Genomic DNA, 12,267 nt, shown 5'->3' on the forward strand with positions numbered 1-12,267 from the left:
TATTTTTTCCATTCTCAGGATGTTTTTTCAGCGTTTTCTGTTGGCTCGATTCATCAAAAAAAGTGTTACAGCGGTCAAGTTTTCATCGCAAAGGTATTTAAAAGGTATTGTTAGGTGGTATTGTCAGCGCGTACCTTACATTACCTGTCATGAAGGAATTAAAAGATGAAAACAACAGCAAAGCTGTCGTTCATGATGTTTGTTGAATGGTTTATCTGGGGCGCGTGGTTTGTGCCATTGTGGTTGTGGTTAAGTAAAAGTGGTTTTAGTGCCGGAGAGATTGGCTGGTCGTATGCCTGTACTGCCATTGCGGCGATCCTGTCGCCGATTCTGGTTGGCTCCATCACTGACCGCTTTTTCTCGGCGCAGAAAGTGCTGGCGGTATTGATGTTCGCTGGTGCGGTGCTGATGTATTTCGCCGCGCAACAGACCACTTTTGCCGGGTTCTTCCCGTTACTGCTGGCCTACTCGCTAACCTATATGCCGACCATTGCGCTGACTAACAGTATCGCTTTTGCCAACGTGCCGGATGTGGAGCGTGATTTCCCGCGCATTCGTGTGATGGGCACCATCGGCTGGATTGCCTCTGGTCTGGCATGTGGATTCTTGCCGCAAATGCTGGGGTATGCCGATATCTCACCGACTAACATCCCGCTGCTGATTACTGCCGGAAGTTCTGCTCTGCTCGGTGTGTTTGCGTTTTTCCTGCCCGACACGCCGCCAAAAAGCACCGGCAAAATGGACATTAAAGTCATGCTCGGCCTGGATGCGCTGATCCTGCTGCGCGATAAAAACTTCCTCGTCTTTTTCTTCTGTTCATTCTTGTTTGCGATGCCACTGGCGTTCTATTACATCTTTGCCAACGGTTATCTGACCGAAGTCGGCATGAAAAACGCCACCGGCTGGATGACGCTCGGCCAGTTCTCTGAAATCTTCTTTATGCTGGCATTGCCGTTTTTCACTAAACGCTTTGGTATCAAAAAGGTATTATTGCTTGGTCTGGTCACCGCTGCGATCCGCTATGGCTTCTTTATTTACGGTAGTGCGGATGAATATTTCACCTACGCGCTATTGTTCCTCGGCATTTTGCTGCACGGCGTAAGTTACGATTTTTACTACGTTACCGCCTACATCTATGTCGATAAAAAAGCCCCCGAGCATATGCGTACCGCTGCGCAGGGGCTGATCACGCTCTGCTGCCAGGGCTTCGGCAGTTTGCTCGGCTATCGTCTTGGCGGTGTGATGATGGAAAAGATGTTCGCTTATCCGGAACCGGTAAACGGACTGACTTTCAACTGGGCCGGGATGTGGACTTTTGGCGCGGTGATGATTGCCATTATCGCCGTGCTGTTCATGATTTTTTTCCGCGAATCAGACAACGAAATTACGGCTATCAAGGTCGATGATCGCGATATTGCGTTGACACAAGAGGAAGCAAAATGAAAACAGAACGTATTCTCGGTGCTCTTTACGGGCAGGCGTTAGGGGATGCGATGGGGATGCCCTCCGAGCTTTGGCCTCGTTCCCGCGTCAAAGCACACTTTGGCTGGATTGACCGATTTCTGCCTGGACCAAAGGAGAATAACGCGGCCTGTTATTTTAACCGCGCCGAATTCACCGATGATACCTCGATGGCGCTGTGTCTGGCGGATGCGCTGCTGGAACGTGAAGGCGAGATAGACCCGGATCTGATTGGGCGTAATATTCTCGACTGGGCGCTGCGTTTCGACGCTTTCAACAAAAACGTGCTTGGCCCGACCTCAAAAATTGCGCTTAACGCCATTCGCGACGGTAAACCCGTTGCTGAACTGGAAAACAACGGCGTGACCAACGGCGCAGCGATGCGCGTCTCGCCATTAGGCTGTTTGCTTCCGGCGCGTGATGTTGATTCCTTTATTGATGATGTGGCGCTGGCGTCCAGCCCGACCCATAAATCCGATCTGGCAGTTGCAGGTGCGGTAGTCATCGCATGGGCGATTTCTCGTGCCATTGACGGAGAAAGCTGGTCAGCGATTGTTGATTCACTGCCTTCAATTGCGCGACATGCACAGCAAAAACGCATCACTACCTTCAGCGCATCACTGGCAGCACGTCTGGAGATTGCGCTGAAAATTGTGCGCAATGCCGACGGCACCGAATCCGCCAGCGAACAGCTTTACCAGGTCGTTGGCGCAGGTACCAGCACTATTGAGTCCGTTCCGTGCGCCATTGCGCTGGTTGAACTGGCACAAACCGACCCGAATCGCTGCGCCGTCCTGTGCGCTAACCTTGGCGGCGACACAGACACCATCGGTGCTATGGCGACGGCGATTTGCGGCGCGTTGCATGGCGTTAAGGCTATCGATCCTACGTTAAAGGCGGAACTGGATGCGGTAAATCAGCTTGATTTCAACCGCTATGCCACAGCGTTGGCGAAATATCGTCAACAACGGGAGGCGGTATGAGCGGCGCTCGATTACACACGCTGCTGCCTGAATTAACCACGCGTCAGCCAGTTATGGTGATTGGCGCGGCGGTCATTGATGTGATCGCCGACGCTTATGCCCTCCCCTGGCGTGGGTGCGATATCGAACTGAAACAGCAGAGCGTTAACGTTGGCGGCTGTGCGTTGAACATTGCCGTAGCGTTAAAGCGCCTCGGTATCGAAGCGGGTAACGCCCTGCCGCTCGGTCAGGGGGTGTGGGCGGAGATTATTCGCAACCGGATGGCAAAAGAGGGATTAATCAGCCTGATCGATAACGCCGAAGGTGATAACGGCTGGTGTCTGGCGCTGGTTGAGCCGGATGGCGAACGCACTTTTATGTCGTTCAGCGGTGTGGAAAATCAGTGGAATCACCAGTGGCTGGCGCGACTAACCGTTGCACCTGGTAGCCTGCTCTATTTTTCTGGTTATCAACTGGCCTCGCCCTGCGGCGAATTGTTAGTGGATTGGCTGGAGGGACTGCAAGACGTGACGCCGTTTATTGATTTTGGCCCTCGTATTGGCGATATCCCGGATGCATTACTGGCGCGGATCATGGCTTGTCGACCGCTGGTGTCGCTTAATCGCCAGGAGGCTGAGATTGCTGCCGAACGTTTTGCTTTATCCGCAGATATAACAACACTTGGCAAGCAGTGGCAGGAGAAATTTTCCGCGCCATTGATCGTTCGTCTGGATAAAGAAGGTGCCTGGTATTTCAGCAACGGCGCTTCTGGCTGCGTTCCGGCATTTCCCACGCAAATCGTTGATACGATTGGTGCAGGCGACAGTCATGCAGGTGGCGTACTTGCCGGGCTGGCCTCCGGTTTACCGCTGGCAGACGCAGTGCTGCTGGGTAATGCGGTGGCATCGTGGGTTGTCGGACATCGCGGCGGTGATTGCGCGCCAACGCGCGAGGAACTACTCCTCGCACACAAAAACGTATAGATCGCTGCGACAGTGACTGATGCTGTACTCAATAGGCCGTTGCTGTTGGTCAAGCGCCACTTGCTTGATCACCAGCACCGGTATTTTGCTATCTAACTGAATATGTGACTGAAACTCGGCATCCGGCATTCGGGCGCTAACGCGGGAACGGGTACGCTTTGGAAAAATATGCTGACTGCGAAAGTAGTCATAGAGAGAAATACCGATGGCATCAACATCATGAATTAAATGCGCAGGAACCCACGACTCCTCAATCGATACCGCTTCTTCATCCACGTAGCGAATGCGCTTAAGCAAGAAGACATCACTTCCTGCTTCAACCGCCAGCTGCTGCGCGACTTCTTCAGGGCACTCTACCACTCGCTTGTTAACCCACAGCGTGTCGGGCTTTTTACCGCGCAACACCACCTGCTGCGAAAAGCCTCGCGCTTCTTTTAACGAGTATTCGAAGATGTTGTTGATCTGCGTGCCGTAACCACGCGAACGCGTCACCACGCCCTCTTCTTCCAGCGCCTGCATCGCCTTGCGCACCGTAATGCGCGAAACGCCGGTTAACTGACTTAAATCGCGTTCGCCGGGCAAAATATTGCCATGCTCCAGCACCCCGCTATGCACGGCATTTTTTACCGTTTCGGCAAACTTAATATAAAGCGGCGTGTTGTCCGCCGCTAAAATACGTTCATTCAGTTGGGCAATAAGCTGGGTATGCGCTTGTTCCATTTGTCTTTTTCCTGCCGGGGAGTCTGGTGGGAGTATATCACTGCTTCTTATTTAAGGCGTTTCTTTAATCCCATGAACGAATGCCTGCAACTCCTCCGCCGTGCCATTAAACACATTAAAATCTACCGAACCATTAATGCCATCCACCTGTCCACGGTCGGAATGCTGCCAGAAACGCCAGGCCATTCCGTCATTGTCCGGACGACGTTGATAATAGTGAGCCACCCACCACGGATATTCATTGAAATGGCCCGCCAGATTCGTGTGATAAAACGTCGCGCCAGCATAAATAATCGGCTTTTTTCCCGTGCTTTTTTCGACCATTTTTAGCCACTGACTGACCCGATTGCGTAATTCTTTTGCCGATAATTTTCCTCGCTCTTCTACGTCCAGCACGGCAGGGAAATCGCCGTGGGCAAAATCCACCGTTTGCAGAAATAATCTGGCCTGAACTGAAGCGGATACCGACGGGGAAAAATAGTGATACGCCCCACGCAGCAGGCCATTTTCACGGCTTCTTTGCCAGTTGCGCGAAAAATACGGGTCCACCAGCTTTTCGCCTTCCGTCGCCTTGATAAAGGCAAATTGTAAGCGGATACCGTTATCGCGCATTTTTGCCACCCGCTGCCAGTCGATCCGCTCCTGCCAGCGCGAAACATCTATTCCGTGAATGGTATAACTGGCAGGAATGCGAATAGCAAAAGATTTAACCGGGCGATAACCGTAGAAGTGGATGTAGTCTTTGATCTGAATTGCTGTCGAATAGAAAAAATTCACCGTCTGGCGGGGATAAATCGCCACGATGGAAATTAGCCCCAAAGCGCATAACAAGGCGGTGAATTTTTTGCGACTGACGATTTTTAGCTGCATTGGTTTCATCCCTGAATTTCAGCACAAAAAAAGCTGACAATAACCAAAGCAGCTATAGTACGGCGCTTACCACCAGGCGTGGAAGTGGTGAACCGGACCAATCCCGTGACCGACTTCCAGCGTGTCGGCCTGGGCTAACGCTGCCGACAGCCAGCTTTTTGCCTCCTGTACGGTGTCGCCCCAGTTTGTATGGCGCGGACGCAACGCCGCCAGTGCCGCAGAGAGCGTACAACCGGTGCCGTGGGTGTTTTTGGTCATAATGCGCGGTGCGGTAAAACGTTGTTCACCGTCGCGGGTAAACAGCCAGTCCGGGCTTTGTTCATCATCCAGATGACCGCCTTTCATTAGCACAGCGCCACAGCCCATCGCCAATAATTCACGTCCCTGCTCCAGCATTTCCTGTTCATTACGCGCGTGTGGCGCATCGAGCAAAGCAGCTGCTTCCGGCAAGTTCGGTGTAATTAATGAAACCTGTGGCAATAATCGACTGCGCAGCGTAGCAACCGCCGAAGGTGAAAGCAGCGGGTCGCCGCTTTTTGCCAGCATAACGGTGTCGAGTACCACGTTTTGGATCTGATAACGTTGCAACCGTTCTGCCACCGCTTCAACGATATCGGTTTCTGCCAACATGCCGATTTTGGTGGTGTCGATTCGCACATCGCTGAACACCGAATCGAGCTGGGCGGCGACAAAATCAGGATCAATGCGATACACCGACTGTACGCCACGGGTATTTTGCGCCACCAGTGCAGTAATAACTGAGCAACCATAAGCGCCAAGTGCCGAGAAGGTTTTAAGATCGGCCTGAATCCCCGCACCACCGCTCGGATCAGTACCAGCAATGGTCAGAGCGTTAATCCGTTTCATGCCTGCACCTCCTGCGTCAGCTGCCAGAGCGCATCAAGGAAATGTGGAACAAAACTGCCCGGCCCTTCGCTTCTGACGACTGCGCGTTCTCCGGCTTGTTTCATCCAGTGACAGGCAGATGCAACATTTTCCAGCGTATCGCCCGGTAATGCACAGCTCGCAGCGACAACTGCCGATAATGCGCAGCCAGTTCCCACCACTTTGGTCATTAACGGGTCACCGCCGTGAATACCAACGGTGCGACGACCATTAGTAACATAATCCACCTCGCCAGTGACCACGACGATTGCGCCGGTTTCCCGTGCCAGAGTTTGTGCGGCGGGCAACGCATTGGCTGCTGCGTCAGTGGTATCCACACCACGACCACCATTAGCGATGCCTGCTAATGCCATGATTTCCGAAGCATTACCGCGTATGGCGCTTGGTTTAAGAGACAGGAGTTTCAGACAAAAACGGCGGCGATAATCGAGTGCACCAACCGCGACCGGGTCAAGTGTCCAGGGTGTTTGGGAGCGTGTTGCCTGTTCTACGGCGGCACGCATCGCCTGTGCGCGTGGCTGCGTCAGTGTACCAACGTTAATCAGTAAAGCACTGGCAATTGCCGCAAACTGACTGGCCTCTTCGGTTTCGATAACCATCGCTGGCGATGCGCCGAGCGCCAGTAAAGTATTGGCAGTAAAGGTTTGCACCACATCATTAGTCATGCAATGCACAAGGGGGGAATATTGGTGAAAAAGGTGTAACACGGGCGCTGATTGCGCCGGACTCAGCAGGTCGACTTGCATAATTTGCTCCTGCCATAACGTGAAGAAGCAATGACCTGATGGTCTGTGACTTCCCTACGCTGGCATTATCCAGATCAGGTGATACGGGTATTTCTCAGCCTTCACGCAGAAGGGCACCCCGAGTCGTTTGGTTGCGATAATAAATCGCAGAGGAGGATGGTAATGTCCGGCGCGCGCGTTGTAAACGAGGAAAAACGGCAGTATTACAATAACGTCACGAAACTATTTTATATACGAATCCAGCACCTTAAGGACAACATCCAGGTCTTCTTCACGCTTTAGTTCATCGCCCTGGTGAACAATGTGTTCCGTCAGATGACCTTTAATCACTTCCCGCATCAGGCCGTTTACCGCGCCACGAATGGCGGCAATCTGTTGTAGAACGGCAGCACATTCATGCGGTTCGTCGAGCATTTTCTTAAGCGCGACGACCTGTCCCTGAATCTTACTGGCGCGCGCTTTCAGTTTCTGTTTGTCGCGGATGGTATGAGACATAACAACACCTGGTTAACAAGATAATGAAAAATCATAGCACTATTAATCTACTGGGGGGTAGTATCATGTACTGGGGGGGAGTAGAATCTCTGCATCCATTTAATACTAAGAATTATTATCATGACTGAATTTACCACTCTTCTTCAGCAAGGAAACGCCTGGTTCTTCATCCCCAGCGCCATCTTACTCGGTGCACTTCATGGTCTGGAGCCTGGGCACTCAAAAACGATGATGGCGGCGTTTATCATCGCCATTAAAGGTACGATTAAACAGGCGGTGATGCTTGGACTGGCAGCAACCATTTCGCATACTGCGGTAGTCTGGTTGATTGCCTTTGGCGGGATGGTGATCAGCAAACGCTTTACTGCGCAGTCGGCGGAACCGTGGCTACAGTTAATTTCTGCGGTCATCATTCTCGGCACCGCATTATGGATGTTCTGGCGCACATGGCGCGGTGAACGAAACTGGCTTGAGAATATGCACGGGCATGATCACGAGCACCACCATCATGACCATGATCACGAACATCATCACCATCACGGACATGGCGAGAATGTCGAATATCAGGACGCCCATGAGCTGGCTCACGCAAATGACATTAAACGACGCTTTGATGGCAGGGATGTCACGAACTGGCAGATTTTACTGTTTGGCTTGACTGGCGGACTGATCCCCTGCCCTGCAGCGATAACTGTGCTGCTGATTTGTATTCAACTGAAAGCCCTCACTCTGGGAGCAACTCTGGTCGTTAGTTTCAGTATTGGCCTTGCGTTAACGCTGGTCACCGTGGGCGTTGGCGCGGCAATCAGTGTCCAGCAAGTGGCAAAACGCTGGAGCGGATTTAACACACTAGCCCAAAAAGCCCCCTATTTTTCCAGCTTGTTAATTGGCTTAGTCGGAGTGTATATGGGCGTGCATGGCTTTATGGGCATAATGCGATAACTCAATCCTTTGGGCTTGCATGTTATCTTCAGCCCAGGATGATTCTTAAATCAGCTATTTCCGCTGACTCTTCGCCCGATGAGGATGCTTTTACAGCATCCTTTCATTTACACTTTTTACGAAATCATGGGATCACTAACAAAATATCGCTTGTCGGTTATATTGTATGACAGGAAAGATATGCGACTGATTTTGCTGATCCCCAACGTGGAGAGTATATGACCATAAGAAATAAGTTATTGTTGGGTGCGCTGTTGCTGGCAACCAGCGTAGCGTGGGCCGCACCGGTCACTGCGGGTTCGACCAATGCCTCTGGAATTTCAAAGTATGAGTTGAGCAGTTTCATCGCTGACTTTAAGCATTTCAAACCAGGCGATACCGTTCCAGAGATGTACCGCACCGATGAGTACAATATTAAGCAGTGGCAGTTACGTAACCTGCCTGCCCCTGACGCCGGAACCCACTGGACCTATATGGGTGGCGCATATGTGTTGATCAACGACACTGACGGTAAAATCATTAAAGCCTACGACGGCGAAATATTCTACCATCGCTAAAAAAAGCCCCCTCATCATGAGGGGGAAATGCAGACACCTTGTTATTTTTTATTATTAGCCACTTGCTCGTCTTACTTGTTATTAGTCGTATTTCACGTTGATCAAGGCAGTAGCCTCCAGTGCGCCAGATTTAACTTTATTTTTATCATATACATAGTAACTGGCTGTTACCGGAATTAAGACTGTTGTATCTGTAATTTTTGACTTCGCCGCAATTTCCTTTAAATTTGTGTATCCTTTACTGCTGTCAGTGATATTTAAAAGTGTGACTGGTGAACCATTACTTTCAAGAATAAATCCTACGCCATTATCTTCCGCACCTTTCAGTATCGTGTTACTGCTGGTTAACAAATCAGAACTTGATAAATACACCTGCATTTTCCGTGATGTTTGATTTTGTTGACCTAATAAATTTTTACAACGCAGAATAATATCCCCTTTCTTGCTATTTATTGTTGTTTTGTTACCTGTGACTGGTAATTGTGAAACGGGAATACTCTCTAAAGTAATTAATAAATCATCAGGTTTGCAGGTCGTTGTTATCGGGTTGTATGACAATGCCAGATTAAAGGAATAGACACCTGCATTTTGTGCCAATGCATTTCTGTAGCTATTCACACATGCATCCCACGACTTTCCTCCTAGCAAACACAGTAAAAATTGCACTGCAGCACTTCCACGCGTTGTTGATGAAGCACTGGATAATGTCGCGACACCATTAATCATCACTGCTCCGCCGCCCCCTGCAGAAACATTCACTTTCGCGTTACTGGCTGCCGATGTCACCGTTACTGAATAACCACTGGTGAAACTGGTCTGGTTATTTGATAATGTGATGCTGTTTTTGTTAGTCCATTCAAAATGTAAATTTAATTTAATGGTATCGTTATAAAGTCCAACAACAATATCCGACGGACTCATGGGGTTGATGGTATTCGTACTCACGCATGACGAGTCATTAAAATTATGCTCATATGTCGCCGTTTGTGTTTGAGTTAGCGCAAAATCTCCCTGAACAACCAAATTATGCTGCGCTGACAACTCTCCATAACATGCCGCATAGCTCACAGGAATAGCCATCATCATTAATATAAATAACATTATGCGATTTTTCATAGAACCACCTGACTATTACTGGCAAATATAATTTTTACTTTCATCAATCTCTTTACCGAAGGTGATTATGCATGAAAGTCCTTGTCGTTTATCAATTGCTACATTAACCGATGGCGGTACGTCATTGGTGCGAATAAATAACTGGCTTCCCTGACCGACAACACCAATATTATGACCATGGATATCATTAACTTCATAACCAAACGTTAATGGTTGCCCATCCACTCTTAACGCTTTTATAAACCAGGGTTTGCGCTGATCGGTATCAAAATTAATCAGCACGACCGCGCCGCGATAAGGGGCGGAAATTTTCCGGTTACCGCGCAATTCGGTTTCGCTATCACTTTGCGACACATCCAGCATCAGGTGATTTTCCCGATAAGACGTCATTCCGTCGTATACCACCACCCCATTACGATTTGTAGTGCGATATTTTTGTCCATTAACATAAGCATCTTTAATTCCTGGTGCATACATCACAGCAAACGTTTCAGAAAGACGATTCGCCAGATTCACACCACCAGACCAGGCGACAATGCCCCCTGAAACACTGGCTCCAGCCTGTCGATAAATACTCGACTGACTATAACTGCCATTCACTGTCACCATCGGCGCGTTCCAGGTTAAATTCGCCCCAGCTGTCGTTTCGTTCCCCTGATGCTGATGACTCAAGTTGGCACCATAGTTAAACTGATCGCGGCTCCCAACCGTTCCCGATATTCCTGTATTGTTTGAGGCAAAACCCTGATCGTCAAAGGTCGTTGAGTTAGACATATATATTTGCCGCCGTGGTGTCGTGACATCATCACCCCAATCAAAGGGAATCGATATAAAAATATTAAAGCGTTTTTCTTCATGATGATTCTCGTCATAAGCCTGACTTGCTGCGAGGGTATAGCTTATCCGTTGCAAGTTATTGGAGTAACTCAACTGATAATCTTTACTGCTGCCGCTACGCCCCCAGTAATCTCGCCATAATGTGCTTAATGACACAGAACCCCAGCCTTCTGGCAATGACTGACTCATATTGGCGGAAAAGCTATTTTTGCGCCCAAAATCATTCTGGTAATAATCTGCAATGTCATAGGCATCATTTTTATCGCGACGATAATTATCTTTATTATTTGCCCAGACATAATCATTAAACGTCCGGTAATCGCGCGAAGAATAACGCCAAGCTGCCAGGCCAAAACGCGTCGATGTTTGAGTCACAAATTTGTTGTAGGCTATCTGATAACTTTGTCCGTCAAAAATATCGCCATTATCTTGCTTACTATGAGATTTTGTTGCATCGACAGAAATCGCGCCAATGCGTGTATTCCAGCCAGTCCCAAGAGTAAATGCGTAGTAATTATTGGCAATCATCGTGCCGCCATACAGCGTTAATAAATTATTAAAGCCATACTGGTAACCGACCTGAACAAAATCGCTTTGCTTATTTGCTCCTTCAATATGGCTACGACCCGCCGCAAAATCATATTTCGACACGCCCGGTTGCAACATATTTGGCACCGCCGAATAAGGCACCAGGTACGTGGTAACCGAACCGTCAGCCTCTTTCACGCTAACATCAAGATCCGCTCCACCACCGGCCAATTGCAAATCAGTAATCGAAAATGGGCCAGGTGGAACCTCCTTCTGATAAACAATAAAACCGTTTTGTTCAATGGTTACCAGCGCGTTACTCTGCGCAATCCCCTGCACTCGTGGGGTAAAATTTTGCTTCGAGTCAGGCAACATCTGCATATCACGAAAAAGTCGCACGCCACTGAAGCGAACAGAGTCAAAAATATCGCTTGAGGTGTACATATCACCGACACGCAGCGTGCCGAGAATTTGTGCAAACCCGCGTTCCAGATATAGGGTATTGCTTTTCCACTCCCCAGGATTGTTATCCGTTTTGCTGAAACTGGCATCAGAATGCAGTTGCCACCCCAGCAGATTTAATCCACTGTTAAAACGAACATAACTACTCTTGTTATTACCCGACGCTTTATAGTCGCTGTAATACTGGCTCATATAATAAGAGGTATAAAAAGCATTAATACCCTGTTCCCAGTTTTCCGGCGGGACATAACCACTTTCCAGTTCATCAACCCAGGCTTGCGGAACGCTGAAATCTAAACGAAAAACACCGATATTCCAGGCATAACTCCCACCCTGAACAAGTTGCTCTAATGTTAAACATTGCTTACTACTGGCGAAGTTATCGGTATTAATACCTAACCGCTTGATAATTTCTCTCGCCAGGCATGTTTCTTCGGGGTTATCTTTAACGATAATCTCATATTTCCCACGCCATTGTTTATTGACATAAATATCGATGTCATATTGGCCCGGTAAAGGTTGATTATCATCAAGGCGAATATGAGCAACCTGTTGGTCTTTCATTCCCCCCATCATAAAATGGGTATCAAAGGTTTCTTCTGCTGCATACGCTTCAATGCCGAGCAATAACGCTACGATTGCTGATGCGAGTGGGGTTATTCTCAACACGGGCAGCTCCTGC

The 12,267-nt window shown here is 49.0% G+C and carries 12 protein-coding genes and 1 riboswitch; of the genes, 5 read left to right on the forward strand and 7 right to left on the reverse strand.

Annotation, left to right across the window (positions count from 1 at the left end):
* The first annotated feature begins 165 nt into the window (after window positions 1-165).
* The 3 genes from A7Z06_RS17395 to A7Z06_RS17405 are packed head-to-tail and all read left to right on the forward strand — an operon-like array spanning window position 166 to window position 3,406.
* Window positions 166-1,443, forward strand: coding sequence for a nucleoside permease (locus A7Z06_RS17395; protein WP_000858522.1), 1,278 nt, complete (start codon window positions 166-168; stop codon window positions 1,441-1,443).
* A complete protein-coding gene (locus A7Z06_RS17400) occupies window positions 1,440-2,444 on the forward strand; it encodes an ADP-ribosylglycohydrolase family protein (protein WP_105279515.1) in 1,005 nt (334 codons plus the stop codon). The genes A7Z06_RS17395 and A7Z06_RS17400 overlap by 4 nt, the downstream gene beginning before the upstream one ends.
* Window positions 2,441-3,406: a carbohydrate kinase family protein gene (locus A7Z06_RS17405; protein WP_000011964.1), complete on the forward strand. Its 966-nt coding sequence runs from the start codon at window positions 2,441-2,443 to the stop codon at window positions 3,404-3,406. Before A7Z06_RS17400 ends, A7Z06_RS17405 begins: the two co-directional genes overlap by 4 nt.
* Here the strand turns inward: A7Z06_RS17405 and A7Z06_RS17410 are convergent.
* The 5 genes from A7Z06_RS17410 to rcnR form a co-directional block, all read right to left on the reverse strand.
* The gene (locus tag A7Z06_RS17410) at window positions 3,380-4,126 is read right to left on the reverse strand and encodes a GntR family transcriptional regulator (protein WP_000434020.1); all 747 of its coding nucleotides are present in this window, start codon (window positions 4,124-4,126) and stop codon (window positions 3,380-3,382) included. The two genes, A7Z06_RS17405 and A7Z06_RS17410, sit on opposite strands and share 27 nt — an antisense overlap.
* 51 nt (window positions 4,127-4,177) lie before the next feature.
* Complete coding sequence (locus A7Z06_RS17415) at window positions 4,178-4,996, reverse strand: glycoside hydrolase family 25 protein (RefSeq protein WP_010347161.1); 819 nt, start codon at window positions 4,994-4,996, stop codon at window positions 4,178-4,180.
* Window positions 4,997-5,062: 66 nt separating this feature from the next.
* Complete coding sequence (gene thiD / locus A7Z06_RS17420) at window positions 5,063-5,863, reverse strand: bifunctional hydroxymethylpyrimidine kinase/phosphomethylpyrimidine kinase (protein WP_000822251.1); 801 nt, start codon at window positions 5,861-5,863, stop codon at window positions 5,063-5,065.
* Window positions 5,860-6,648 (reverse strand): hydroxyethylthiazole kinase, encoded by a 789-nt coding sequence (gene thiM, locus A7Z06_RS17425; RefSeq protein ID WP_085460887.1) that lies wholly within the window; start codon window positions 6,646-6,648, stop codon window positions 5,860-5,862. The genes thiD and thiM overlap by 4 nt, the downstream gene beginning before the upstream one ends.
* Window positions 6,649-6,682: 34 nt before the next feature.
* Window positions 6,683-6,779: riboswitch (TPP riboswitch) on the reverse strand.
* A gap of 91 nt (window positions 6,780-6,870) precedes the next feature.
* Window positions 6,871-7,143 (reverse strand): Ni(II)/Co(II)-binding transcriptional repressor RcnR, encoded by a 273-nt coding sequence (gene rcnR / locus A7Z06_RS17430; RefSeq protein ID WP_000019944.1) that lies wholly within the window; start codon window positions 7,141-7,143, stop codon window positions 6,871-6,873.
* A gap of 120 nt (window positions 7,144-7,263) precedes the next feature.
* On the opposite strand from rcnR, the gene A7Z06_RS17435 reads away from it, so the two are divergent.
* The gene (locus A7Z06_RS17435; protein WP_000134643.1) at window positions 7,264-8,085 is read left to right on the forward strand and encodes a nickel/cobalt efflux protein RcnA; all 822 of its coding nucleotides are present in this window, start codon (window positions 7,264-7,266) and stop codon (window positions 8,083-8,085) included.
* A 218-nt stretch (window positions 8,086-8,303) separates the two neighbouring features.
* On the forward strand, window positions 8,304-8,642 hold the full coding sequence (gene rcnB, locus A7Z06_RS17440; protein ID WP_000155513.1) for a Ni(II)/Co(II) efflux transporter accessory subunit RcnB: 339 nt from the start codon (window positions 8,304-8,306) through the stop codon (window positions 8,640-8,642).
* 81 nt (window positions 8,643-8,723) lie between these two features.
* Here the strand turns inward: rcnB and A7Z06_RS17445 are convergent, their stop codons facing one another.
* Entirely contained in the window at window positions 8,724-9,758 is a 1,035-nt protein-coding gene (locus tag A7Z06_RS17445; RefSeq protein ID WP_000797247.1) for a putative fimbrial-like adhesin protein, read from the reverse strand.
* 15 nt (window positions 9,759-9,773) lie between these two features.
* Window positions 9,774-12,254, reverse strand: coding sequence for a fimbrial biogenesis outer membrane usher protein (locus tag A7Z06_RS17450; RefSeq protein ID WP_105279516.1), 2,481 nt, complete (start codon window positions 12,252-12,254; stop codon window positions 9,774-9,776).
* Between the last annotated feature and the right edge of the window lie 13 nt (window positions 12,255-12,267).

This window comes from Escherichia sp. MOD1-EC6819 (assembly GCF_002965765.1).
Lineage (GTDB): Bacteria > Pseudomonadota > Gammaproteobacteria > Enterobacterales > Enterobacteriaceae > Escherichia > Escherichia ruysiae.

Excerpts from the sequence above, each read along its gene's own strand:
- A7Z06_RS17395 (WP_000858522.1), top strand. The coding sequence starts at position 166 with ATGAAAACAACAGCAAAGCTGTCGTTCATGATGTTTGTTGAATGGTTT.
- A7Z06_RS17400 (WP_105279515.1), top strand. The coding sequence starts at position 1,440 with ATGAAAACAGAACGTATTCTCGGTGCTCTTTACGGGCAGGCGTTAGGG.
- A7Z06_RS17405 (WP_000011964.1), top strand. The coding sequence starts at position 2,441 with ATGAGCGGCGCTCGATTACACACGCTGCTGCCTGAATTAACCACGCGT.
- A7Z06_RS17410 (WP_000434020.1), bottom strand. The coding sequence starts at position 4,126 with ATGGAACAAGCGCATACCCAGCTTATTGCCCAACTGAATGAACGTATT.
- A7Z06_RS17415 (WP_010347161.1), bottom strand. The coding sequence starts at position 4,996 with ATGCAGCTAAAAATCGTCAGTCGCAAAAAATTCACCGCCTTGTTATGC.
- thiD (WP_000822251.1), bottom strand. The coding sequence starts at position 5,863 with ATGAAACGGATTAACGCTCTGACCATTGCTGGTACTGATCCGAGCGGT.
- thiM (WP_085460887.1), bottom strand. The coding sequence starts at position 6,648 with ATGCAAGTCGACCTGCTGAGTCCGGCGCAATCAGCGCCCGTGTTACAC.
- rcnR (WP_000019944.1), bottom strand. The coding sequence starts at position 7,143 with ATGTCTCATACCATCCGCGACAAACAGAAACTGAAAGCGCGCGCCAGT.
- A7Z06_RS17435 (WP_000134643.1), top strand. The coding sequence starts at position 7,264 with ATGACTGAATTTACCACTCTTCTTCAGCAAGGAAACGCCTGGTTCTTC.
- rcnB (WP_000155513.1), top strand. The coding sequence starts at position 8,304 with ATGACCATAAGAAATAAGTTATTGTTGGGTGCGCTGTTGCTGGCAACC.
- A7Z06_RS17445 (WP_000797247.1), bottom strand. The coding sequence starts at position 9,758 with ATGAAAAATCGCATAATGTTATTTATATTAATGATGATGGCTATTCCT.